Source organism: Staphylococcus sp. FSL W8-1268, from assembly GCF_038003965.1.
Taxonomy (GTDB): Bacteria; Bacillota; Bacilli; order Staphylococcales; family Staphylococcaceae; genus Staphylococcus; species Staphylococcus hominis.
Window position 1 is genome coordinate 1,366,131 of record NZ_JBBOQE010000001.1, and the last position, 25,356, is coordinate 1,391,486.

The 25,356-nt window shown below is 30.6% G+C and carries 22 protein-coding genes and 1 pseudogene; 5 read left to right on the forward strand and 18 right to left on the reverse strand.

The window, feature by feature from the left end; translation table 11 throughout:
• Window positions 1-120 precede the first annotated feature (120 nt).
• Complete coding sequence (locus tag NST64_RS06975) at window positions 121-420, forward strand: HesB/YadR/YfhF family protein (protein WP_002449780.1); 300 nt, start codon at window positions 121-123, stop codon at window positions 418-420.
• Window positions 421-468: 48 nt separating this feature from the next.
• Here NST64_RS06975 and menI read toward each other — a convergent pair whose 3' ends face one another.
• The 3 genes from menI to NST64_RS06990 form a co-directional block, all read right to left on the reverse strand.
• Window positions 469-939: a 1,4-dihydroxy-2-naphthoyl-CoA hydrolase MenI gene (gene menI / locus NST64_RS06980; protein ID WP_002449842.1), complete on the reverse strand. Its 471-nt coding sequence runs from the start codon at window positions 937-939 to the stop codon at window positions 469-471.
• Between the two features lie 195 nt (window positions 940-1,134).
• Window positions 1,135-3,840 carry an aconitate hydratase AcnA gene (acnA, locus tag NST64_RS06985; RefSeq protein WP_049417572.1) on the reverse strand — a complete coding sequence of 902 codons (2,706 nt, stop codon included), beginning with the start codon at window positions 3,838-3,840 and terminating at the stop codon, window positions 1,135-1,137.
• A gap of 371 nt (window positions 3,841-4,211) precedes the next feature.
• Window positions 4,212-5,858, reverse strand: a complete 1,647-nt coding sequence (locus NST64_RS06990; RefSeq protein WP_049417569.1) for a glycine betaine uptake BCCT transporter — start codon at window positions 5,856-5,858, stop codon at window positions 4,212-4,214.
• A 215-nt stretch (window positions 5,859-6,073) separates the two neighbouring features.
• On the opposite strand from NST64_RS06990, the gene mscL reads away from it, so the two are divergent.
• Complete coding sequence (gene mscL, locus NST64_RS06995; protein ID WP_002455375.1) at window positions 6,074-6,430, forward strand: large conductance mechanosensitive channel protein MscL; 357 nt, start codon at window positions 6,074-6,076, stop codon at window positions 6,428-6,430.
• 5 nt (window positions 6,431-6,435) lie between these two features.
• On the opposite strand, the pseudogene NST64_RS07000 reads toward mscL, so the two are convergent.
• From NST64_RS07000 to sosA, 8 genes and pseudogenes are all read right to left on the reverse strand, one after another.
• Window positions 6,436-8,102, reverse strand: a pseudogene (locus tag NST64_RS07000) (IS1182 family transposase); the annotation flags it as partial.
• A gap of 274 nt (window positions 8,103-8,376) precedes the next feature.
• Window positions 8,377-11,412: an exonuclease subunit SbcC gene (sbcC, locus tag NST64_RS07005; protein ID WP_336942167.1), complete on the reverse strand. Its 3,036-nt coding sequence runs from the start codon at window positions 11,410-11,412 to the stop codon at window positions 8,377-8,379.
• Window position 11,413: 1 nt separating this feature from the next.
• A complete protein-coding gene (sbcD, locus tag NST64_RS07010) occupies window positions 11,414-12,538 on the reverse strand; it encodes an exonuclease subunit SbcD (RefSeq protein ID WP_002449112.1) in 1,125 nt (374 codons plus the stop codon).
• Window positions 12,539-12,697: 159 nt separating this feature from the next.
• The gene (locus tag NST64_RS07015) at window positions 12,698-13,165 is read right to left on the reverse strand and encodes a CcdC family protein (protein ID WP_002449105.1); all 468 of its coding nucleotides are present in this window, start codon (window positions 13,163-13,165) and stop codon (window positions 12,698-12,700) included.
• A gap of 132 nt (window positions 13,166-13,297) precedes the next feature.
• Window positions 13,298-13,540: a YneF family protein gene (locus NST64_RS07020; RefSeq protein WP_037541068.1), complete on the reverse strand. Its 243-nt coding sequence runs from the start codon at window positions 13,538-13,540 to the stop codon at window positions 13,298-13,300.
• Between the two features lie 228 nt (window positions 13,541-13,768).
• On the reverse strand, window positions 13,769-15,757 hold the full coding sequence (gene tkt / locus NST64_RS07025; protein WP_049418132.1) for a transketolase: 1,989 nt from the start codon (window positions 15,755-15,757) through the stop codon (window positions 13,769-13,771).
• 101 nt (window positions 15,758-15,858) lie between these two features.
• The gene (locus NST64_RS07030) at window positions 15,859-16,098 is read right to left on the reverse strand and encodes a DUF896 domain-containing protein (protein ID WP_002449118.1); all 240 of its coding nucleotides are present in this window, start codon (window positions 16,096-16,098) and stop codon (window positions 15,859-15,861) included.
• Between the two features lie 185 nt (window positions 16,099-16,283).
• Window positions 16,284-16,517, reverse strand: a complete 234-nt coding sequence (gene sosA, locus NST64_RS07035; RefSeq protein ID WP_107632408.1) for a DNA damage-induced cell division inhibitor SosA — start codon at window positions 16,515-16,517, stop codon at window positions 16,284-16,286.
• A 143-nt stretch (window positions 16,518-16,660) separates the two neighbouring features.
• On the opposite strand from sosA, the gene lexA reads away from it, so the two are divergent.
• Complete coding sequence (lexA, locus tag NST64_RS07040; RefSeq protein WP_077700452.1) at window positions 16,661-17,281, forward strand: transcriptional repressor LexA; 621 nt, start codon at window positions 16,661-16,663, stop codon at window positions 17,279-17,281.
• Between the two features lie 203 nt (window positions 17,282-17,484).
• On the opposite strand, the gene NST64_RS07045 is transcribed toward lexA, so the two are convergent.
• The 4 genes from NST64_RS07045 to rpmG all read right to left on the reverse strand — a co-directional run bounded on the left by NST64_RS07045 (window position 17,485) and on the right by rpmG (window position 20,287).
• A complete protein-coding gene (locus NST64_RS07045; RefSeq protein WP_107640156.1) occupies window positions 17,485-18,510 on the reverse strand; it encodes a CAP domain-containing protein in 1,026 nt (341 codons plus the stop codon).
• Between the two features lie 14 nt (window positions 18,511-18,524).
• Window positions 18,525-19,502: a GMP reductase gene (guaC, locus tag NST64_RS07050; RefSeq protein ID WP_107632409.1), complete on the reverse strand. Its 978-nt coding sequence runs from the start codon at window positions 19,500-19,502 to the stop codon at window positions 18,525-18,527.
• A 194-nt stretch (window positions 19,503-19,696) separates the two neighbouring features.
• On the reverse strand, window positions 19,697-19,966 hold the full coding sequence (rpsN, locus tag NST64_RS07055) for a 30S ribosomal protein S14 (RefSeq protein ID WP_107632410.1): 270 nt from the start codon (window positions 19,964-19,966) through the stop codon (window positions 19,697-19,699).
• 171 nt (window positions 19,967-20,137) lie between these two features.
• Window positions 20,138-20,287: a 50S ribosomal protein L33 gene (gene rpmG / locus NST64_RS07060; protein ID WP_001265708.1), complete on the reverse strand. Its 150-nt coding sequence runs from the start codon at window positions 20,285-20,287 to the stop codon at window positions 20,138-20,140.
• A 248-nt stretch (window positions 20,288-20,535) separates the two neighbouring features.
• Here rpmG and NST64_RS07065 point away from each other — a divergent pair, with 248 nt between their 5' ends.
• Window positions 20,536-21,984, forward strand: coding sequence for an amino acid permease (locus NST64_RS07065; protein ID WP_002455381.1), 1,449 nt, complete (start codon window positions 20,536-20,538; stop codon window positions 21,982-21,984).
• 136 nt (window positions 21,985-22,120) lie between these two features.
• On the forward strand, window positions 22,121-22,435 hold the full coding sequence (locus NST64_RS07070) for a hypothetical protein (RefSeq protein WP_002449111.1): 315 nt from the start codon (window positions 22,121-22,123) through the stop codon (window positions 22,433-22,435).
• 81 nt (window positions 22,436-22,516) lie between these two features.
• Here NST64_RS07070 and NST64_RS07075 read toward each other — a convergent pair whose 3' ends face one another.
• The 3 genes from NST64_RS07075 to thrC are packed head-to-tail and all read right to left on the reverse strand — an operon-like array spanning window position 22,517 to window position 25,351.
• Window positions 22,517-23,320 carry a Cof-type HAD-IIB family hydrolase gene (locus NST64_RS07075; protein ID WP_107632411.1) on the reverse strand — a complete coding sequence of 268 codons (804 nt, stop codon included), beginning with the start codon at window positions 23,318-23,320 and terminating at the stop codon, window positions 22,517-22,519.
• 50 nt (window positions 23,321-23,370) lie between these two features.
• Complete coding sequence (gene thrB, locus NST64_RS07080; protein ID WP_107632412.1) at window positions 23,371-24,288, reverse strand: homoserine kinase; 918 nt, start codon at window positions 24,286-24,288, stop codon at window positions 23,371-23,373.
• Window position 24,289: 1 nt separating this feature from the next.
• On the reverse strand, window positions 24,290-25,351 hold the full coding sequence (gene thrC / locus NST64_RS07085; protein ID WP_002449107.1) for a threonine synthase: 1,062 nt from the start codon (window positions 25,349-25,351) through the stop codon (window positions 24,290-24,292).
• Between the last annotated feature and the right edge of the window lie 5 nt (window positions 25,352-25,356).

The following is a 25,356-nucleotide window of genomic DNA, read 5'->3' on the forward strand; positions in this document are numbered from 1 at the left end:
AGTTCTATTAATTAAATATGATAAGCAGTTCATGTTTAATAGTGAGAACAATATGTTTTAGTTCAAGCAATTATTACATTATAAATATAATAATAATTAATATAAAGGATGGGTCATATAATGAAAATCAAATTGACTGATGAAGCAGTTGAATGGTTTAAAAATGAATTAGATTTACCTGAAGAGAATAAAGTCTTACAATTTTATGTGAGGTATGGTGGAGAATTTCAACTTAAACAAGGTTTTAGCCCAGCATTTCGTGTGGAACCGAGCAATGACGTTGAGATAGGTTATCATGAAAACTATAATGATTTAATTATTGTAGTTTCAGAAGATGACTTATGGTATTTTGAAGATCATGAAGTTCTAGTTGAAAAAGTAGACCATGAAGACGAAATTGTTTATTCTACAACTAATTAAAAAAAGACCATAAGTATCTAATATTTACAGATATTTATGGTCTTATATTTATATATTCAAATCGCTGCGTTGTGTGATTTCTAATTCCTTACCTTCGTTATTCAATGCTTCGACTTTACTATATACCTGATGCCATTCTGGAAAATAACGATCTAAACGAATTGGTCTGAAATCACTTGCTTTAATACATAATAGCTGCGTGGACCCTGTAGTAGCTAATTCACCTTTTTCATTATATACTTCATAACAGTACGTTGAACGCAATCTTGAATAATGTTCTACCCATGTTTTCACTTTAACTTTTTCAGGATAAAAAATGGATTTCTTATATTGAACTTGTAAATCCACGACGGGTGAGATAATTCCTTCTTTTTCCATATCTGCATAACTAAAACCTAATTTACGAATATAATCAGTACGAGCAACTTCAAACCATGTAGCATAATTCCCATGATAAATTACTCCCATTTTATCTGTCTCTTGGTATCTCGCTTCAATTTCAGTCATACTATAAATCATATTTATGTACCTCTTTCCAATTAAGTTCACTTTCAATATTAACATAAAAAAGTTACTTGCTATAGAATTCCCCATTTACTACTTCTACTATTGAAATAGCTCAATGACACAAATGAAGAAAAAATCCTTAGATGAGATTGCCATCTAAGGATTCAAAATACATTCAAATTTTAAATATTTTTTCGAATAATTGTATTATTGAGCAAGTTTATTTCTTAATACCATTTGTAGAATGCCACCGTGACGATAATAGTCGATTTCAACTTGTGAATCGAAACGAACAATGACATCAAAATCAACCACTTCTCCACTTTCTTTTTTTGCATGAACTTTAATAATATCATGTGGTTGTACATCTTCGTTAATATCTACAGAAATCTCTTCTCTACCATTTAGACCAAGTGAATCAGCTGATTCTCCATCTTTAAATTGTAATGGTAATACACCCATCATAACTAAGTTAGAACGGTGAATACGTTCATAACTTTGTGCTATTACAGTTTTAACGCCTAATAAATTAGTACCTTTAGCAGCCCAGTCACGTGAAGATCCCATACCATAATCGTTGCCTGCTAATACTGCTAAGCCAGTGCCATCTTCTTTATATTTCATTGCAGCATCATAAATTGGCATAATTTCATCAGTTGGCCAATATGTTGTAAAGCCACCTTCTGTACCTGGTGCTAATTGGTTTTTAATTCTAATATTCGCAAATGTACCACGCACCATAACTTCATGGTTACCACGACGAGAACCATATGAGTTAAAATCACGAATAGGTACGTCATGATTTAATAAGTATTTACCTGCTGGTGTATCTTTACCAATAGCACCTGCTGGAGAAATGTGGTCAGTTGTAACTGAGTCACCAAATTTACCCATTACACGTAAATCTTTTAATGGTTCAATGGTACCTGGTTTTTTTGATAAACCTTGGAAGAATGTTGGATTTTGAATATATGTTGAATTAGGATCGAAGTCATATAATGGAGAGTCAGTAACATCAATCTCATTCCACATTTCATTATTGTTGTATACATTTTTATATTCTTCTTTAAATAATTCAGGTGTTACAACACTATCTACTGTATCAGCAACTTCTTTAATTGAAGGCCAAATATCATTTAAGTATACATCTTGACCATCTTTAGCTTTACCAAGTGGTTCATTTTGTAAATCAATATCAACTGTACCAGCTAAAGCATACGCAACGACTAATTGAGGTGAAGCAAGATAGTTCGCTTTTACTAATGGATGAATTCGACCTTCAAAGTTACGGTTACCAGATAATACAGAAGTAACTAATAAATCTTCTTTAGCAATAGCTTTTTCAATTTCTGGCAATAGCGGTCCAGAGTTACCAATACAAGTTGTACATCCATAACCTACTAGATTAAATCCTAAATCATCAAGATATTTTTGTAATCCCGAATCACGTAAGTAACCTGTCACTACTTTTGAACCTGGTGCTAATGATGTTTTAACATATTCAGGCACTTTTAATCCTTTTTCAACTGCTTTTTTCGCAACTAAACCAGCACCTAACATAACGTAAGGATTTGATGTGTTTGTACATGAAGTAATCGCTGCAATTGCAATGTCTCCTGTTTTCATAGTTGTTTCAGAGCCATCGTTAAATTGAATATGGGCTGATTTATCAAATTCGCTTTGATCCAAACCATGACCTTGATTTCCAGCAGGAGCTGTTACAGATTTTTCGAATTCTTTTTTCATATCACTTAAGAAAATTAAATCTTGAGGACGTTTAGGACCAGATAGTGAAGCTTCAACTGTCGATAAATCTAAATGAATTACATCTGTATATTGTGGATCTTCCTTATCTGATGTAAAGAACATATTGTTTTGTTGTAAATAAGCTTTAACTAACTCAACATGCTCTTCAGAGCGGCCAGTTAATTTCATATATTTAAGTGACTCTTCATCAACTGGGAAGAAACCACATGTTGCACCATATTCAGGCGCCATGTTAGCAATAGTCGCTCGATCAGCTAATGGTAAATCGGCAACACCAGGACCGAAGAATTCTATAAATTTACCAACTACACCTTTTTTACGTAGCTCTTGAGTTACTCGTAATGCTAAGTCAGTGGCAGTTGATCCTTGAGGTAATGAATTAGTTAAGCGTACTCCAATCACTTCAGGAATTGGGAAATATGATGGTTGACCAAGCATACCTGCTTCAGCTTCAATACCACCAACACCCCAGCCTAATACACCAATACCATTTATCATAGTAGTATGTGAATCTGTACCAACAAGTGTATCTGGGAAAGCAGTTTGTTCACCGTCCACGTCTCTTACATGAACTACCTTAGCTAAATATTCTAAGTTAACTTGGTGTACGATACCTGTTGCAGGCGGTACAGCATTATAATTATTAAATGCTTTTGTAGCCCAGTTTAAAAATTGATAACGTTCATAGTTTCTTTCAAATTCTAATTTCATATTGCGTTCTAACGCACGTGGGTTTGCATAGCTATCTACTTGTACAGAGTGATCGATGACTAAATCAACCGGTACTTCTGGATTAATTTTATTAATATCTCCACCTACATCATTCATAGCTTTACGTAATGAAGCTAAGTCGACAACCGCAGGCACCCCTGTAAAATCTTGTAAGATTACGCGAGAAGGTTTGAAAGGTACTTCTCCTTCATTACCTTCTTTACCAAAATGGGCTAATGCTTTAATATGATCATCTGTAATAACAAAGTCATCTTCTTGTCTTAATACTGATTCTAGTAGAACACGAATAGAATAAGGTAACTTACTAATTTTAGTTAAACCTTGTTCTTCAAGACTTTTTAAATCATAATATGTATATGATTTACCTCGAACTTCAAATGATTTTTTTGCTTGTTCTTTAATGTTAGAAGCCATTTGATTATCCCCCTTGAATATTAAACATTCATAATTATACTCCTTTAATTAAATTGTATAATTATATGTTTTTTAAAACAACTATATATCACTAGAATTTGAGTGATTTGAATTTTGGTTTTATAATCAGTTAATATAAGAAATACTTATCATAGTACATTTAAACTATAAGTATTTTTTATTAAATGAGAATTTTTTTCAATAAGCTAAATGAAATAAAAAGGAAAGTAGAATAGAAATTCATTTTGAATTTTTGGCTCCAATATCAACATATATTGGATGTGGATTTTCTTTTGAAAATCTTTATATTTCGATCTAACCATATTAAAAAACGCCTAAGACAAATAAGTTGTCTTAGGCGTTTTTTTTAATTATTGTTCTGCTTTCTCTGCATTACGTCGATTTTGACGTTTTTCTAATATATCAGATTCATAGTCTTTTTGTTGATATTCAATATATTCTTTTAGTCTATGTTTATTAGGCTGTAATGTTAATCCTAAGAATTTGCGTTCTTGGTTAGCATCTTTATAGAAACTAATCATCATTAGTATGACCACAAAGGAGAATGGTAATGCACTAATAATTGCAGCACTTTGTAGTGCGCCTAATGCTTCTGCGCCATCTCCACCACCTGCTAAGAGTAAGATGAAGGCAATAAGAGATTGTGCAATACCCCATGTTACTTTTACCACGTTAGATGGTTCTAATGAGCCATATGTTGTTTGCATACCTAATACAAATGTTGCTGAATCGGCTGATGTAATAAAGAATGAACCGATTAATACAAGTGCAACAAGTGATAAAACCATTCCTAAAGGTAAATGATTAAATACGCCAAAGAGTTGTGTTTCTGCTGACATCTTGAATAGCTCAGAATGTTTTTTACCCATTTCAATACCTAATACGCCAAATACACTGAACCATAAGAAACTTATTAGAGCTGGAACAAGTAATACACCTGAAATAAATTCACGAATTGAACGTCCTTTAGACACACGCGCAATAAATACACCTACGAATGGGCTCCAGCTTAACCACCAGCCCCAATAATATAGTGTCCAAGAAGACATCCATTCTCTTTTTTGAGAATTTAATGCTGCTGTATCAAAACTGTTGAATAAGAATGTATTGAACAAACTACCAATTGAACTTGTAAACATGTTCAAAATTAATACAGTCGGTCCAACAATTAAAGCAACAATCATTAATATTGTACCTAAACCAATATTGGCATTACTTAAATATTGAATTCCTTTACTTAGACCAGACCAAGCACTAATAATAAATAAAATTGTAACAACAACAATAATAAGTGATTGAACCCATACATTATTTGGGACGCCAAATAAGTAATTTAAACCACCGTTAATTTGTAATGCACCCATACCTAATGATACAGCTACCCCTACTACTGTAGCGAATACTGAAAGTACATCAATAATCGTACCAATAGGTCCTTCTACTTTATCTCCAAGCAATGGGCGTAATGTTCTAGAAATAAGTCCTGGTTCGTCTTTTCTAAATTGAGCGTATGCTAAGGCAAGAGCTACGACACCATAAACTGCCCAAGCATGAAATCCCCAATGGAAGAAAGTAGAACGAAGTGATTCAGTAAAGGCTTCTGTCGTTTTTGGACTAGCAGTTGGTGGTGCTGCGAAGTGTGACATAGGTTCTGCTGCACCATAGAATACTAAACCAATACCCATACCTGCACTAAATAGCATGGCAAACCATGAAATCGTATTAAACTCTGGTTTATCATCAGGTTTGCCAAGTTTTAATTTCCCAATTGGACTGAAAATTAAAAAGACACAGAAGAAAACAATAATAGTTGTAAGTATTAAATAATACCAACCAAGTTTATCAGTAATCCATCCACTTATTGAACTAGTAATTGAATCGAATTGTTCCGGTACAATTGCCCCAATTAATACAATAATCGCTACGATAATCGCACTATAAATAAATACCGGCGAAAATTTCTTTCCTTTCTTACTTGATTCAGAAGAAGAATTCATAACTAATATAACTCCCTTCATCGTAATATTAAATTTTTTCAAAATGAAAAATACACAATTAATTATAAAAATAATTAATTAATTTTTCGGTAAACCACTTTAATATAATAACAAACGTTTTAATCTTAATCAAATTTCATTAATTTTAATATTTACTAATTTATTTATGTTTTGTATGATATATTATATAAAAATTAAATAAATAGGAGATTACTATGCTAAAAGAATTTAAAGAGTTTGCATTTAAAGGAAATGTTTTAGATTTAGCAATTGCTGTAGTTATAGGAGCAGCATTTAATAAAATTGTATCATCCTTAGTAACTTATATTATCATGCCATTGATTGGTAAACTGTTCGGTTCGGTAGATTTTGCTAAAGATTGGCAACTTTGGGGCATTAAGTATGGTCTTTTCATTCAGTCAATTATTGATTTTATTATTGTTGCTTTTGCATTATTTATCTTTGTTAAGATTGCCAATACAATTATGAGAAAAGAAGAACCAGAAGAAGAAATTGATACAAATACGGTATTACTTACAGAAATTCGAGATCTTTTAAAAACAAATAAATAAATCCAAAGAGTCCGGGACATAAAGTTTCTAGATAAGTGAAAAAAGACAATTTCTATTGAAATAATATAGAAATTGTCTTTTTTATAATTTTTTTGATTATTTTCAGCTCGTCGAGCTGCTACTTTTCTTATATTAAGTGCCATTAATACAAATCCTAGTTCTCTTTTGACTTTATTTATCCCTCAAATGGACATTCGAGTGAAACCCAAAATAGCCTTCATAAATCCAAAAACAGACGCCACGTCAATTTTTCCTTGACTGTAGATGGTTTTTGTTTTTGCTTCTGAAAGCTTTTGATTAATTTGGGCTTTAAAATATTCCCAATTATAATTTTTCATTATTTTTTTATTTGTTTTTGAATTGAATTTCATCCATTGGTGCTTCAAAGAACATTCTGAACAATCATCACATTCATATAATTTAAAGTCCCGTTTAAAACCATATTTATCATGACGATAGGCATATCTTTTAAAACCTAATCGCTTTTTGTTTGGACAAATGTATTCATCGTTAATTTCGTCATAATCCCAATTTTGAGTATTAAAGATGTCACTTTATACTTTTTAGTTTTATCTTTTATCAACATACCGTAAGTTATAAGCGATGTTCGATTAAAATCATCTATAATTGCCATATAATTGGGTTCGCTACCATAACCTGCGTCAGCTACGATATATTCAGGTAAATGACCGTAGGTCTCTTGAATTGAATTTAAAAATGGTATCATCGTTCTTGTATCAGTAAGATTTTGATACACATGATAAGATAAAACGAATTGAGAATTTGTCGCTATTTGTAAATGATAACCTGGCTTGAGTTGTCCATTTTTCATATAATCTCCTTTCATTCTCATAAATGTGGCCTCATGATCTGTTTTAGAATAACTATTTCTATGCTTTAAAATAAATTTTTAGCCTTCGTATTTATGCTTTCGCTCAGAGTAATTATTAATTTGCTTTTTATATTTTTTAATTTTAGTTCTTTTGAGCCGTATTTGTTTTCTTATTTTAGTCCATTTTTCATTATCGATATGTTGGTTTAAATCTTCGATTTCTTTATCGAAATGACTACCAATCAAATCTATTTCTTTTTTTGTTAAGTCATTATCGCGATCTTCTTTAATCTCAGGTATGATTTTATTTGTCACCCATTCATGATAGAGCACTTTAGAATCTTCATTCTTCCTTGACTCATGGTTTTGAATACTCTTTTTTCATACAAATGTATATCGATTGGCATTCGCCTCAACTTTCGTACCATCAATAAAAATGACCTGTTCATCTATAAGATGTTGTTTCAAACACTGACTATGAAATTGAATAAATAATGATTCTAATAAAGCATCTACTTTTGGATTGACTCTAAATCGATTAATCATTTTATAAGAAAGCTTTTGATTTTGTGATAGCCACATCACTCGGATGCTATCATTAAGTCATTTTTCTATCTTACGTCCTGAAAACACAGATTGTGTGTAGACATATAGAATGACTTTTAACATCATTTTCGGATGGTATGATGTTGCACCACGATGATGTCTGAATTCATCGAATTCAGTCTTAGGAATGGTTTCTACAATATTATTGACATGTCGTGAAATATCATTTGTGGGGATAAGCATTGAAGTTTCCATTGGTAGAGTAAGTTGAGTCATGTTATAATCTTTATACATAAGGCACCTCGTTAGTTTAGTTTATTAGTGTTTATTAAATTATACGAAAGGGCCCTATTTTTTTAAGTATTTCAATGTAAAATTACATATAAATACAAAGTATTTTGGCGAGACTCTTGAGGGAACAGGACAAGCTGAAGACTACAGGCTGAAGCTGTCCCCTAAGAAAGCGAGCCAACAATACGTAGTATTGTAAATAAAGAAGCCAGTAAATGAATTTATAAAAAACTCATTTACTGGCTATTTTTTAGAAATTATGTCCCAGCCTCTTTTGTTATTTCCATTTAAATTTTGTGTAACTTTGATACTGATTTGTATTTACTTCAAGTATTAATGGAATTCGTTGTTTTAATTCACTCACATGAGAGATAATTCCTACCATTCGTCCAGATGTTTTTAAATTTAATAATGTATCAAGAGATGTTTCTAAAGTTTCTTGATCAAGTGTGCCGAATCCTTCATCGATAAACATTGATTCTAACGTAATACCTCCAGATTCTTGTTGTACGACTTCACTTAATCCTAATGCTAGAGCCAGGGATGCTTGAAACGTTTCTCCCCCTGATAATGAACTAATATGTCTTGACTTATTAGAATATAAATCAAATACATCGATTTCTAATCCACTATATCCTTGTGATATTGATTCTCTTCGTTTAAGTTGGTATCTTCGCCCGCTCATTATATCTAATCTAATATTTGCTTGATGTATAATTCTTTCTAAATAATAAATTAATACATAGTTTTCAAGCGATAATTTTTGATGATTCTTTCCAGATAAAACCTCAGATAAATTAAAAATTTGTTGCTGCTCTTTTAACTCTTCATCTAAATAGTGAATATGTTTTTCTATTTTTGCAAATTTTTCATCATTCTTCTTAATTTTATATTGTATTGATACAACATCATTAACATACTGATTATATTTTTCTTCGATATGTTCTTTTTGCATTTCAAGATTAGATATATCTTCAAGTTCTTTTTCACTTGTAAGGCGTGTTAATCGTTCTATTTCAACGTTATATTTATGTTGTTCCTTATCGAATTGATTAATTCTTTTCTCAATATGTTCTTTATTTTGAAGTTCATGCTTTAATTTTTTTATTTCATCTTCATTTTTTAAACCTAATCGTTTCATTTCTTTTCGGATAGTTGTTGCAAAATAATCTAATTCTTTTTGTAGTTCTTTACTCGTAGCTAAATAATTATCAACACTATTATTTTCTAAAGCTAGCGCATTTTGATATGATTGCATGTTTTTATTAGTATCATTAACATGTTGATGATATTCATCAATCTCTTTTCGAAGACTTAAGTAATAATTTTTAAAAGTTTCAATACTTGAATATCCTGTATTTATTTCAAAATCTTGAATTAAAGTTTGATTCTGACGTTTTTGAGAAGCTAATTTCTCTAATTTAAGTTCTTGCTGATGCTTCTCTTGCTGTAACGTATGAAATTTTTGTTGTAATTTATCTAACTCTTCTAATTGTTGTTGTAATTGTATTTTTTCAGACTTTGCACTTTGTAACTTTTCTTTGATTTGGTCTAAATTAATCGATTTATACTCTATCTCTCCTAAATCTGATATGCTTTGAGAGAGTAATTCACACGTCGCTTCGCTTTTACTTAAATGCTGTTTTTTTTCATTAATTTCATTAGAAAGTTTATCAAGTAATTGATGATTTTGATTAATAGTTTCGAAATCAATATGCTGATTTAAAGATTCAATTTCATTTCCACATATTGGACATGTATCGCCAATACGTAACGCTGACTGTATTTCAATAATAAAGGTTTGTTTATCATTTAAATCAATATTACGTTTATCAATGATTCCTAACTGTTGATTGAGTGTATCAATGTCATTTTTTAAATTTTGTACCTCTTTTGAATGTTGATGATATTGTCGTTTTAGGGAAACTTGCTTTTCATACTTATCTTTTAAATTCTGTTGTTCATCTAATTGTTTTTGTAATTGATATATTTGTTCAGTCAGCTCATCAATAGCTTTATTATCCACTTTATAGCTATCAATAGATTTACTCATTTTATGTTCTTTATTAATTAACTGCTCTTGCTCTTTCATCATTTCATTATAACTGTGAATAATATGTTCTTGCTCTTTAAACGCTTGTTGATATTTATTCAAATAATTATAAAAGGGCTTCGATTGTTCTAAACTCTCACTTTTTAAATGATATGAGTCACTCATCTTGTCTAATTGTTTACGTTCTTTTTCAAGCATGTTTATTTTATTATTTAATTGCGATATTTTATTTTCAGTTTCTATTATTTTGGTTTTTATTGTTTGATGTTTTTCTTCTTTAAAGTGTTGTTGATCATATAAATTAAACAGCATGCCAGCATCATTTAATCGATTTAATTTTACTTTTAATGCATTTATGTCATCCATTTGTTCATCTAACTGATGTTTTAATTGATGATATTCTTTCAGTTCACTCAGTTGTTGTTCTAACGTTTTATTTAAATCAATACGTTTTGTTATAGAAAGCAATTGTTCGTTTTGCTCATTTTTTAGATGCAGTCTTTTTTCTTCGATTTGATGACCTATTGCTCTAAAATCGGGAATAGTCTGTATTAATTCTTGAGTTTTCATGTGATGAATTTGTTTAAATTGAATTAATTGCTCATCATCAAATGCTTCGATATCTTCCCATAGTAATTTTATTTGATTGTATCTTTTTTCAATTTGTTTTTTCTCTTCTTTCACTTCACTTTGAAGAAGTTTTTGAATTTCTTCAAAACGTATACTATTAAATAAAGTTCTTAATATCCCCTGTTTATCTGTACTATTGGATACTAAAAATTTTTTGAATTCACCTTGTGGAAGAATAAATAACTGTCTAAATTGTTCAGCATTAACTCCTAGTAATGATTTAATATATTGATTTCCAACGCTGATTTTACTTTCTCTTAATTCATATGTTTCACTTTTAGAATCATATTCATACACATCTAGTTTTCCTGGTGTTTGACTAGTGTTTCCTTCTTTAGTAAAAGCGCCTTGACGAATAATTTTGAAATATTTTTTATTGAGTTGAAATTCATATTCAACCCACATAGGAGATTTTGCCTCTGCAAAATGACTTCTTAATCCCGCTTCACTTCTGCCTTCTGTAGAAGCTTTTCCAAATAACGAAAATACAATTGCATCAAATATCATGGTTTTTCCCGAACCAGTTTTACCACTAATTAAAAAAAGTTGATCATTTTTAATTTGAGTAAAATCAATCATTTCATGTAAGAATGGGCCAAAATTATGTAACGTTAATTTTATTGGTTTCATTTTAGACCTCCTTATTCGATACCAAAGTGATTAAATTATTTATTTTTTCTTCCTGGTATTTTGTCATCTCATTATCTGTAATCATCTTATAAAATTGCTTAATAATAGTTTGGTCGTCTTGTTGTTGTATTTGTGTCTGATGTAAAGGTCCCTCATTTTCAAAAGTAATATTGCTAAGCGCAAGAGTATTAGGGAATAGTTGTTTTAAATGAATCATTGGATCACTAATATACGACATATTTTTAAGTTTGAAATGTATATAATTATCTTTATTTTTAGGTTGAATATGTCCTTGAATCACTTCATCATACTCGCCCTCAACCACTTCAAGCTCTCTTAAAGGTTTAAGTTGCACAAATGATGTTGATATTTCATTTTTATCTTTAATCACCAAACGTTTATATCCCTTAGGCTGGTTTATTTCTGAAAATGAATATTGTAACAGTGAACCAGAATAATCAATAATGTCATCTTTAATACTAAATGGATGATGTAAATGTCCTAATAACACTTTATCAAATACGTTAAAACACGATTTAGTAACACTTTCAACAGTCCCAATTGTTAAAGGTCTTTCTGAATCTGATGTTTTTCCCCCATTTATCGTTAAGTGACCAATTAAAATATTTATTTTCTCTTTATTCAAATTTTCTACTATATAATTAATACATTTTTCTGTTGCTTGTTGATACGTTTGAATAGAAGCATCTTTAAAAAATTCTTTTACTTCACTAATAGTAGCAAATGGAAGTACATAGAAATGTACATCATTAAATACGATAGGCTGATTCATATGTTTTAATTTTGTACGTATAAAGAGTTTGGAATGTTCAAACCATGAAGCACCATAATTCAATCGTTCTTTACCGTCGTGATTACCATTAGAAATAATCATGGGGATATTCATATCTATATTAATCGTATGAATAGCATTTTCAAAAAGATAAATGGTTTCTTTACTCGGATAAGTTGTATCATAAATATCCCCAGAAATCACAACTACATCAGGTTTTTCATCTTTTAAACATTGAATAAATTGTTCTAAAATAAATGATTGGTCTTCAAGAAATTGTTTTCCGTTAAGTATCTTTCCTAAATGCCAATCTCCAGTATGTATAATTTTCATAACATTCCCCTTACTTTTTAAAGATTTATAATTTATTTAAAAAAGAGCGAGATTGAATTCTCAATGAACTCACATACTCGCTCTAAACTTCAATTCAATTTAATATCAAAATAATAATATTTTATTTAATTTTAGATAAGGTAATAATATTAATCTCTATTATGAGACTAAAGATTTTTTAACGTTTTTATATTTATATAACATAGCTAAACGCCAAGGAACAATCATACTAAATGCCAATAAAAAGAACATGCCTCCGATTTCTCCTGGATCAATAGAGCTACTAATAAATATTTTTATGATTGTTCTAATAATTAAAAGCGAAATTAAAATGATTGGAAACGCTTTTGATCGTTTCATATATACCTCAGCACCTTGAACTTCAAAATGACTTGTCCAGATAAGTACAGACGAAAATATCACACCTAAAATGATAGATTCTAAAATTTCAGCCCCAGTTAATCTAAAATATGGAATGACATACATCAAAGCACCTGTCGACATAAAGATAGGAGGTAAAATAATTTTCTTTTCATTTACAGGAAACTTTTGTGCTTTCATACGAATAACTATGACAACAATCCCCATAAACAATGCAAATACTATGGAAAAAACTAAATATGCCAAATTTACACCTTCTTATATTCACATAACTAAAAGTTTAATACTATTATAATTCTTAAATACTCCAACTAAAAATGTTTTACAACAAAAACAAAGGATTGTAAACCCTTATAGCATACAATCCTTTAATAACTATTATTTTTTTGAACTCTTCATGTTTTGATCCATGTTTTTGTTCATCATCGTCATCATTTGATTGATTTTCTTTTGAGACGGTTTTTGTCCCATTTGCATCATCATCATACGTAACATTTCTTCATTGATAGGTGGGTTTTTTTTCAAATAGTCCATCATATATTTTCTTGCTAAGAAGAAACCACCAACTAGTCCGATGATAAGTGCTACAATGATTAATAAAATTGCTAACCAAGTTGCCATTGTTTCACCCACTTTCTATATCCTACTGAATTTTACTAAATAACTATCTTGATTTCAAGAGTTAGTTTTAGAATAACACCACTTCTATTTTATATTAACAAACTGTTTAACACGAATACTAATATTATAAATCACTTCATATAAAGTACTATTCACAAAATAAGAAAGAGCAGGAAAGAACTCATTTTGAATTCATTTCCCGCTCTCTATGTTGACTAAATCATAATATTAAAAAGTGCGAATTTGATTTAAAATATTTTCTTTAGTAAAGCCATATTTTTCAACAACTAAGTCTCCTGGTGCACTTGCACCAAAACCATCGATTCCAATGACTTTGCCTTCAGTGCCTACATATTTATGCCAACCGAGTGGTGAAGCCATTTCAATTGCAACACGTTTAGTTAATTCTTTTGGAATAACTGATTCTTTATACTCGTCTGATTGTTGCTCAAAAGCGAACCAGTTTGGCATAGAAACTACTCTTACACCTTTACCTTGTTTATCTAAATCTTTAGCTGCTTCAATAGCTAAGCTTACTTCTGAGCCAGTTGCTAACAATAGATATTCTGGTTTAGTTTCAGTTTCAAATACAATATATGCACCTTTTCGTACGCCTTCTTCAACCGTTTCTTCATCTACATCTAAATAAGGAAGGTTTTGACGAGTTAAAACTAGAGATGTTGGTGTTTGTTTAGATTCTAATGCAACTTCCCATGCTACTCTTGTTTCATTACCGTCTGCTGGACGAATGACGTTCATATTTGGAATAGCTCTTAAACCTGCTAACTGTTCAATAGGTTCGTGTGTTGGACCATCTTCACCTACAGCAATTGAATCATGTGTAAAGATAAATGTTGCATTCAATCCCATAATTGCAGATAAGCGTAATGCTGGTTTTAAGTAATCGCTAAATACGAAGAAGGTAGCACCATAAGGATGTAAACCTCCATGTGCTGCCATACCGTTTACTGCAGCACCCATAGCAAACTCTCTTACACCAAACCAAACATTTTTACCTTCTGGAGTATTAGGATTGTAATCTGTAGCTTCTTTAACATTTGATTTATTAGATCCTGCTAAATCTGCAGAACCACCAAAGAATGAAGGAACAGATTTACTAATTGCTTGAATGATTTCTCCAGAATCTGCACGAGTAGCTGCATTATGGTCACTACTGAATTTTGGTAATTCATCTTTATAATTTTCAGGTAATTTACCACTGATTGTCAATTTAAATTCTTCAGCTAATTCTGGATATTTTTCTGTATATGTTTCTAATTTTTCTTTCCACTCATCTTCATGCTCATTTGCACGTTTTAACATTGTTGTTTGGAAGATTTCATATACTTCTTCTGGAACATTGAAACGTTTTTCTGGATCTAATCCATATGCTTCCAATGTAAGTTTTCTTTCATCAGTACCAAGTGGTGCTCCGTGAACACCATTTGTACCGCTAACGTTTGGCGCGCCGTAACCAATAATTGTTTTAACTTCAATTAACGTAGGACCATTTTGCTGTTTAGCTTTAGTAATCGCATTATCAATTTCTTCTAAATTGTTGCCATCTTTTACTAAAATATGGTTCCATCCATAACTTTCAAAACGTTGTTTTACATCTTCTGAGAAAGATTTGTTAAGTTCACCATCAAGTGAAATATCATTTGAATCGTATAATACAATAAGTTTATCTAATTGATTATGACCAGCAAATGAAGCTGCTTCATGAGAAATACCTTCCATTAAATCTCCATCTGAAGCCAACACGTAAGTATAATGATCTACAACGTTAATATCACCTTTATTAAATTTACCACCTAAATGAGCTTCAGCTAAAGCCATTCCCACAGACATAGCAAATCCTTGCCCTAATGGACCTGTTGTAACTTCAACACCATCTGTATGACGAAACTCAGGATGTCCAGGTGTTTTAGAACCCCATTGTCTGAACTGCTTTAATTCTTCTAATTCTAAGCTTCCAGAGACATGTAATAAACTATATAGTAAAGCAGAACCATGACCTGCAGATAATATAAATCTATCTCTGTTAAAGTAATCTTTAGATTGTGGATTAAAGTTTAAGTGGCGAGTCCAAAGCGTGTAGGCCATTGGTGCAGCTCCCATAGGCAGACCAGGATGACCAGAATTTGCTTCTTCAATTGCATCAATACTTAATGCACGTATAGTATCAATAGCTAATTGGTCTTTTTCATTAAACATCTTACATACTTCCCTTCTAGAATTAATCATCTTTTTTATATTATAACTTAAAAATATAGTAAATGATAAGATTATAATGTTAATGATTAAAATGTTATTAACTATTGATCATTCTTTTTTCTTTCTTGAATTTTTTTAAGTTTTTCAGGCGTTACATCGTTGCCTTCTGGATCAATGACTTTGGTACTTTCAATTTGTTGTTTAAATCCCTCTCTAAAAGAATCTAAATATTGTTTACGCAACTTAGATTGCTCTTTTGCTTCAGCTTCTGTTAAACCTTGCTCTTTTTTCTTTTTTGCTAATTCATTAATTCTATCTATATTTAAATTATTATTTGACATGTCATTACACTTCCTATTCTTTTCTTTAATACATATAAAATACTTAATTAATATAACAAAAAGAGACATAGATAAAAAATCTAAGCATCATAAACTCTTTCTAAAATAAATGAAGTATTTTTATATAATACTTCATATTCCCATTTCTTAGAAGTAATAACTTTTTATCTGTATCTCTTAAATATTTATTTAACTAATGCGAACACTTTATAGTCTGTTTGTTCTGTATTGTTGGGTATATCGTTCTTATAATCATCGTTTAAAATCGCTTTTTCAGGGATCGTATGATCGGTAATTTCGTACATGTGTTCCGTATGAGCGTTCTGATATAAATTAGTAAAAAACACCAGAAAAACGATGCAAGATACTACTAGAACAATTATATTTTTAATGATATTACTAGTACGATTACTAAGCATTTATTTCCACTCCTAGAACATTTGTTTGTATAAATACTTTAACAGAACTAGCGTTCTTAGTCAATAGAATTACGAACAAACGTTTGTTTAAAAAACCAAAAAATGCTATACTATATTAAAATAAACTTAGGGAGTGCCTATATATGAGAGAGTTAACTAAAAGACAAAGTGAGATTTATAATTATATTAAACATGTTGTTCAAATAAAAGGTTATCCACCAAGTGTAAGAGAGATTGGTGAAGCTGTTGGTCTTGCCTCAAGTTCAACTGTGCATGGTCATTTATCTAGATTAGAAGAAAAAGGATATATTAGAAGAGATCCTACTAAACCTAGAGCAATTGAAATCGTGAGTGACCAAAATAATGATATGACTAGAGAAGAAACTATCTATGTTCCTGTTATCGGTAAAGTTACAGCAGGAGTTCCGATTACCGCAGTTGAAAATATAGAAGAATACTTTCCATTACCAGAACATTTAACGTCTACACACAATAGTGATGTGTTTATTTTAAATGTTATCGGTGAAAGTATGATTGAAGCGGGTATTTTAGACGGAGATAAAGTAATTGTAAGAAGCCAAACTATTGCTGAAAATGGAGATATTATCGTAGCAATGACTGAAGATGATGAAGCTACTGTAAAACGCTTTTTCAAAGAAAAAAATCGATATCGTTTACAACCAGAAAATAGTGCTATGAGTCCCATATATTTAGATAATGTAACAGTTATCGGTAAAGTCATTGGTCTATATAGAGAATTATAGTTTATCTCTTGTTCGTTACGTTAAAATCTCTTATATATGTTTAATATACAAAAAACTAGAAGCGCATAGACGCTTCTAGTTTTATTTTTTATTTAAAATCTCTTTTACTTTATCAAGTATATCTTTTTTCTTATTTTTCTTTGTAGGCATAATATCAACTTCCTTGCAAAATGAACATACCCCTATATATTATAAATCAAACATTATCCAGCGTAGTTTTCTGTCCAAAATGGTTGTCGATTTTTATTAAAATCTACACCTACACCTAATGTATTTACGTGCGTATTTAAAATATTTTCTCGGTGTCCTAGAGAATTCATAAGTCCTTCGTGAGCATAAATACTACTTTGTTGACCATAAGCTAAATTTTCAGCAGCAGCATTAAATTGAATACCATCACGTTTCATTCTATCGAAAGGTGAATGACCATTTAAATCAGTATGATCAAAATAATTATTTTTAACCATATCTTCACTATGTTTTCTTGCAGTATGAGATATTTTTTTAGAGTAATCCAATGTATTTAATCCGCGTTGTTTTCTTTCTGCATTAACTAAATCAAAATTTTGATATTCAAAGCTTTTTTCTAGCGTTGTAGATGGTGCACCATATTGCTTTTGTAATCGGTTTTCCATCGATTCACTCACTTGCAACAACCCTGTTAAGTTATTTTTATTATGTTTATCGTAAAATGCAGTAGTATAAATGTGATCTTTATAAAAAACATCATATTCATTATTTTTTACAACAAAACGATAACGTCCTTTTGTAATTTTATCTACTGGTTTACCGAGACGTTGTTCAACCACTTTTTTAGGGGTATTATATTTAATTTTAGATTTAGAAGTTATAATATTTTGATTACTAAATAAAGCATTAACTTTATTATTAATGTAACTTACCATTAAAAAATTTTGATAATCATCATTGTAATAAGTGTACCATTTTGTACCATATTCATTTGATGTCACTCTTTTTGGTCGCCCTATCTTATTTTCTACTTCCTTTTGAGACATATTTAATTGAATATTATTAACTGCAAATTCTTGTTTTTTTGGAACTTTAAGCACATTATTTTTAAAACTTGTATCTTCATTTAATAAAACTTCTACTTTATCTCTTACATTATTTTGTAAATGAATAAAAAACTGATTTTCTTCGATAGGCTTTATAATGATAAATAACAAAAATATTGCAGTAAATAAAAGGAACTTTTTAATAATATTCACCTACTAAACATATATTAATCTCGGTCGCCATTAAAAATTGAGTTTCTTACAATAACATAGTCAACAGTAGTTAGTGATTTTAAATCTTTGCCACCAGCATAGGAAATTGAACTTTGAAGATCTTGTTGCATTTCAACTAAGGTATCTTTTAATGAACCTTTATGTTCCACAAACATTTTCTTCCCTTCAACATTCTTATGTTCCCCTTTTTGGAATTCGGAGGCACTACCAAAATATTCTTTATAACGTTTACCATCTAACTCAACTGTTTCGCCAGGAGATTCTTCATGCGCTGCAAATAATGAACCAATCATAACCATAGTGGCTCCAAAACGAATAGATTTCGCAATATCACCATGTGTTCTAATACCTCCATCAGCAATAATTGGTTTACGTGCAGCTTTACTACAAATGTTTAATGCAGCTAATTGCCAACCGCCTGTACCGAATCCAGTTTTAATTTTAGTAATACACACTCGTCCTGGTCCTATACCAACTTTAGTAGCATCTGCACCAGCATTTTCTAACTCTCTTACTCCCTCAGGGGTTCCTACATTACCCGCAATAACAAATGATTGAGGAATATGTTTTTTAATATGTTTAATCATATTAATAACCGAATTAGCATGACCATGAGCGATATCAATTGTAATATATTCAGGTATTAAATGTTCAGTTTTTAATTTTTCTATAAATTCAAATTCAGTTTCCTTTACACCCACTGAAATAGAAGCGAAAAGTCCTTTATTTTGCATTTTTTTTATAAAAGGTATACGACCTGCTTCATCAAAACGGTGCATAATATAAAAATAATCATTTTCTGCAAACCATTCAGCTAAAGATTCATTCATTACTGTTTGCATATTAGCTGGAACCACTGGTAACTTAAAAGTTTTTGGCCCAAATTGTACAGTCGTATCACATTCAGATCTACTATTAACAATACATTTATTTGGAATTAATTGAATATCTTCATAATCAAAAATTTTCATACTTTAAATTTCCCCTATACATTTTAAATTTAAAAGACACTGTAGACATAAATAAAATATCTGACTCTTTACAAAATTATTTATAACGTAATCTAGAGCGAGAAATCACCTTTTTCTCGCTCTTATTATTTATATCCTTATATACTTTACAATTTTTTAAATACAATGTAAACGGACTAAAGTATTAGTTTCAATTACCAACTAGATTTTTTCACACCAGGAATTTGACCTTTATGAGCATGTTCTCGAAATGCAATTCTAGACATTTCAAATTTTCTCATTACACCTCTAGAACGTCCTGTAACTTTGCATCTTCTTGTTAAACGAGTTGGAGATGAATCTCTTGGTAATTTCTTTAATGCTTTATAATCTCCTTTTTCTTTCAACTCTTTACGTAATTCATAATATTGATTTACTAATTTTTCTCTTTTTAATTCTTTAGCTATTTTAGATTTTTTAGCCATATATTATCTCCTTTTTATAAATCGTAATAATTACGTTTTATATATTAACATACTTTTAAAAAATTACAAAGACATTTATTTTAAAATTAAAAGACTCATACATGTTATTCATCTTAAACATGTATGAGTCTATAATAGTTTATCTTTTTGTCGTATTTAAAAGATAAGGAATTATTTAGTTTCACGGTGTAGCGTGTATTTATTTAATCTTGGGCAATATTTTTTCATTTCAATACGCTCAGGGTTATTACGTTTATTTTTTGTTGTAATATAATTACGATCGCCACATTCAGTGCAAGCTAAAGTTACATTAACGCGCATCAATAACATCCTTTCTTGTTATATATAATTAGGAATTCTTACGATTTAAAATTCTATCATATCCTTCATTTTCACGCAATAAGTTTCTTTTAATTTAGTCAGTTTCCTTCTACATAACAAAAACTAATCGTTTAAAAAATCAGAAAATTTAAAATTTTTAAAACAAATTGTTCAAAAGTTATTGAATACTTGAACCAAAACGATTAAAATGATTTGTATATTTTAAATTTTAATTTAGGAGATATTATATGGAAGATAACAATATGAAACGCGGTCTTAAGTCAAGACACATATCTATGATTGCTATCGGAGGTGCAATAGGCACTGGACTTTTTGTTGCTACAGGTAGTGTCGTTTCTCAAGCAGGACCTGGAGGAGCTATCTTAGCTTATTTATTGATAGGAATCATGCTTTACTTTTTAATGTCATCTATTGGAGAACTTGCTACATTTTATCCTGTATCTGGTTCGTTTAGTTCATATGCTACCCGTTTCATTGATCCGTCTATCGGTTTTACAATGGGCTGGTTGTATTACATTCTATGGTCATTAGTATCAAGCGTTGATGTAATGGTAGCTTCTAATGTTTTATTTTATTGGGATGTATTTAAAATTTTCAGTCCTCTAGTATGGAGTTTAATTTTTATAACGATTATATTCCTATTAAATATCTTTACTGTTAAAGCATTTGGCGAAACAGAATTTTGGTTATCACTAATTAAAGTAGTCACAATTATTGTATTTATTGTTGTCGGTATATTAATGATTTTTGGTATTCTTGGTGGACATACATATGGATTCGAGAATTATACCAAAGGTGAAGCACCTTTTGTAGGTGGTTTATCTGGTTTCTTAGCAGTATTACTTGTAGCAGGATTTTCTGTGGGTGGTACGGAAGTTGTAGCGGTCACTGCAGGTGAATCTGATAATCCTGAAAAAACTATGCCAAGGGCTGTTAAGCAAGTATTTTGGAGAATTTTATTATTTTATGTTTTATCTATTGTCGTCATTGCAGCTATTATTCCTTATACTGATCCTTTATTATTAAATAAAAATCAATCAGTATCTCAAAGTCCATTTACTATAGTTTTCGATCGAATCGGTATAGCATTTGCAGCATCAATTATTAATGCTGTTATTCTTACATCGTTACTATCTGCAGCGAATTCTGGAATGTATACAACAAGTAGAATGCTTTTCTCTTTGAGTGATGAAAAGCAAGCACCAAAGTTTTTAAGTAAATTAAATAATAAAACAAAATTACCGATGCGTTCATTAGTCACCACTTACATTTTAGTAGTAGCAATTATTATTCTAGCTAATTTCTATGCTAATGCAGTATTTAGCTTGTTAAATATTATTGGCTCTTTAGTTATTATTGTATGGGCAATAAGTGCATGGGCTCAAATACGTTTACGTAGAGGTATTAAACGTCAAGGCAAAGATATTAATACATTATTGCCTTATAAATCACCACTTTTCCCTCTAGGTCCTATCATTGTATTTGCTACATTAATTTTCTTATACTTTGGTAATTCTATCGGTGATTTATTTAGTGGTAATATAGGTGATTTTTTTGTTAATATCATGCCTTTAATTGTCTTAGCGATTATCTTTATCGTACATAAATTGATTCGTAAAACTAAATTTGTAAAATTAGATCATATGGATCTTACAGCTCATCATTATCATGATTAATATCATCGTTTATTTAGGAGTAGAATTAAATACAATTCTACTCCTGTTTTTATTACTAAACACAATATGTATATTTTCTAATAGTCGTTTATTTTGTATAATGAGTATAACGATAACGACTTAGAGGTGACTGAGTATGGTAGGTCAAACAAATTTATTTGATGACGTAATAAAGAGCGATGAACGTTTTGTTATTGTCGTACAATCTTTAGAAGAAAGAAATGGACAATTACTGAAACGCACATTGCGTGAGTATCCTAGTCTAACTCATGATCAAATGGAAAACTTATTTACACATTTAAAAGATGTATTTCAAGATGAGCCATTTCGCGATAACCAATCTGCATATACAGTAACAGTATATACAAATTTAGATTATGCAGCTGATCAAGTATATGCTCATGTAAAAAGAAATAAAGGTAAACGTGATTGGACACACACTGCTAAATAACTAGTTATGATAATAAAAAAAGGAAGCGAAACTTGATTCAATACGAATTCATTCCGCTTCCTTTTAATTTATATAAATGTTTTATAGCAATTCTTTAAGTGCTGCTGGTATACCATTAGAATCATTATCTAATGTAACTTTATCTGCAATCTTTTTTAATTCTTCACTCGCATTTCCCATTGCTACAGCATATCCTACAACTTCAAACATTGATTGGTCATTGAGGCTATCTCCAAAACAAATCACTTCTGATAATGAAATATTTAACTTTTCACATAAAGCTTTAATTGCATTACCTTTAGAAACATCTTTAGCCATGAATTCCAGGAAGAAAGGTTTGCTCGTCGTCACATCAATATCAGAATTAAATGTTTCATTTAATTCGTTACGTGCTTTTGAAATATTTTCTTCATAATCAACGCCCATTGCTTTAGGTACATCAGACTGAATATATGCTTTAATATCATCCACTTGTTTCATAGGTAGACCAGTTAATTCTGATTCAATTTTACGATATTCATGTTCTGTATCAAAGATAATTTGTCCGTCTTGATACGTTAATGTTAAAAAGCCTTTTTCGCGACAATAATCTGTAATTTTATCAAAATGATCTTTAGTTACACTTTTACTTACTTCAATTTCTTCTGTTTTAGCATTAATTGTTTTACCACCATTATAACTAATGATATAGCTTTGGTAATGATCTAACTTTAATTCTTTAGCTACTGGAATCATTCCCTCAGTTGGTCTTCCAGAGGCTAAAACAATCTTATATCCTTCTTCTTGTAGTTGAATTAAATAATCTTTGGTTTCAGGACTAACTACATTATCACTTGTTATTAAAGTGTCATCCATATCCATAACAATCATTTTATAGTTACTCATTTCTTAGTTGCTCTCCTTTCATTTTTGCTCTTATCTATTTTACAATAATTTTATGAAGGATACACAACTTCTTCAATAACACCTACATTATTAATTGTTGCAAGTTCAGAATCGCAAGTTGTTATTTCTGATTTTAATGTTCTCACAAGTGCTCCACTTTTTTCTTTACGACTCAATGTCAATATCGTTGGACCTGCTCCACTAATCACTGTAGCATAAGCATCATATTTTTGAGATAGTACTTTTACTTTTTCAAATTCAAGAATCAAGTGTTGACGATAAGGTTCATGAAAACCATCTTGTGTCATCATTTTTCCAGCAAGGTCATAATTATGTTGAATTAATGCACAAATCATTGTATTGCTAATCGCACTATTTTGAACTGCTTTCTCATGTGAATACTTATCTGGAAGTACCCTACGTGAGTCTTCTGTTTTGAGTTCATATGTTGGGATAGTAAGAATCACATCTACATCAGGTATATCAATATGTGCCACATTTGTTTCTTTGGTTTCAGGATTATAATATCCTGCGAGTAATCCACCATAAATTGTAGGCGCTACATTATCAGGATGCCCTTCTATTTCAGTAGCTAGTTGTAGTAACTCATACTTAGATAATTGGATATTACCGAAGTAGTTAGCGATATATAATGCTCCAACTAAAGCGGATGCAGATGATCCTAACCCTCTTGCTAATGGAATCTCACTTCTCATCGACACTTTTAAATTAGGTAAAGTCACATTATATTTTTCAGCTACTTGTTGTGCAACTTTATAGACATAATTACTTTTATCTTTCGGTAATGAGTCTAACTCTTCATTTAAATATCTAAATTCCCAGTTACTTCCTTCCGCTTCCTCAGCATATAGGTATAAATATTTATTAATTGCCATACCAATAGAATCAAATCCTACTCCTAAGTTAGCAGTTGATGCAGGTATTTTCAGGTGAAGTGATGGCTTCATATTAAAGTGTTCCTTTAATATAATTGATAATACTTTCTTTATTGTTTGGAAGCGGTTGAATTGGATTATCTAAAACTGAGATAGCAGTGTCTGGATCTTTTAGTCCATTACCAGTTAATATTGCTACTACTTTTTTACCTTTCGACAATTTTCCTGCACGTTGTAATTTGATTAAACCAGCAATTGAGGCATTACTTGCTGGTTCACTAAATACACCTTCTTTAGATGTCATTAATTGATACGCTTCTAAAATTTCATCATCAGTCACACTATCAATGAGGCCATTTGATTCTTCTAACGCAACAGTCGCTTTTTTCCAACTTGCTGGATTACCGATACGGATTGCTGTAGCGATTGTTTCAGGATTTTTAATAACTTTATTTTGAACAATTGGTGAGGCTCCTTCTGCTTGGAAACCAAATAATTGAGGAAGTTGACTTCCTTTTTTCTCATGATACTCTTTAAAGCCTTTCCAATAAGCAGTAATATTTCCTGCGTTGCCTACTGGGATTGCTAGAACGTCTGGAGCTTCTTCTAATTGCTCCACAATTTCAAATGCACCTGTTTTTTGTCCTTCTATTCTAAATGGATTAACAGAATTTACTAATTCAATATCATCATCATTTTGTGCAATCTCTTTAACGATTTCTAATGCTTCATCGAAGTTACCTTCAATTGAGACAATTTCTGCACCATACATGACCGCTTGCGAAAGTTTACCTAAAGCAATCTTTCCTTCGGGAATCACTACAATTGCTTTTAAACCTGCACGTGCAGCATAAGCTGCTGCTGAGGCAGAAGTGTTTCCTGTTGAAGCACAAATCACTACTTTTTTACCTTGTTCTTTCGCTTTTGTTACAGCCATTACCATTCCTCTGTCTTTAAAAGAACCGGTTGGATTAGCACCCTCATATTTAACATATAAATCAATATCTAGCATTTCTGATATATTAGCACAGTGAATCAGTGGTGTATGTCCTTCATTTAAAGTAAGTTTAGGTGTATCTTCATTAACCGGTAAATAATCTTTAAATTCTTCTACTAAACCTTGCCATCTTTTCATAATTA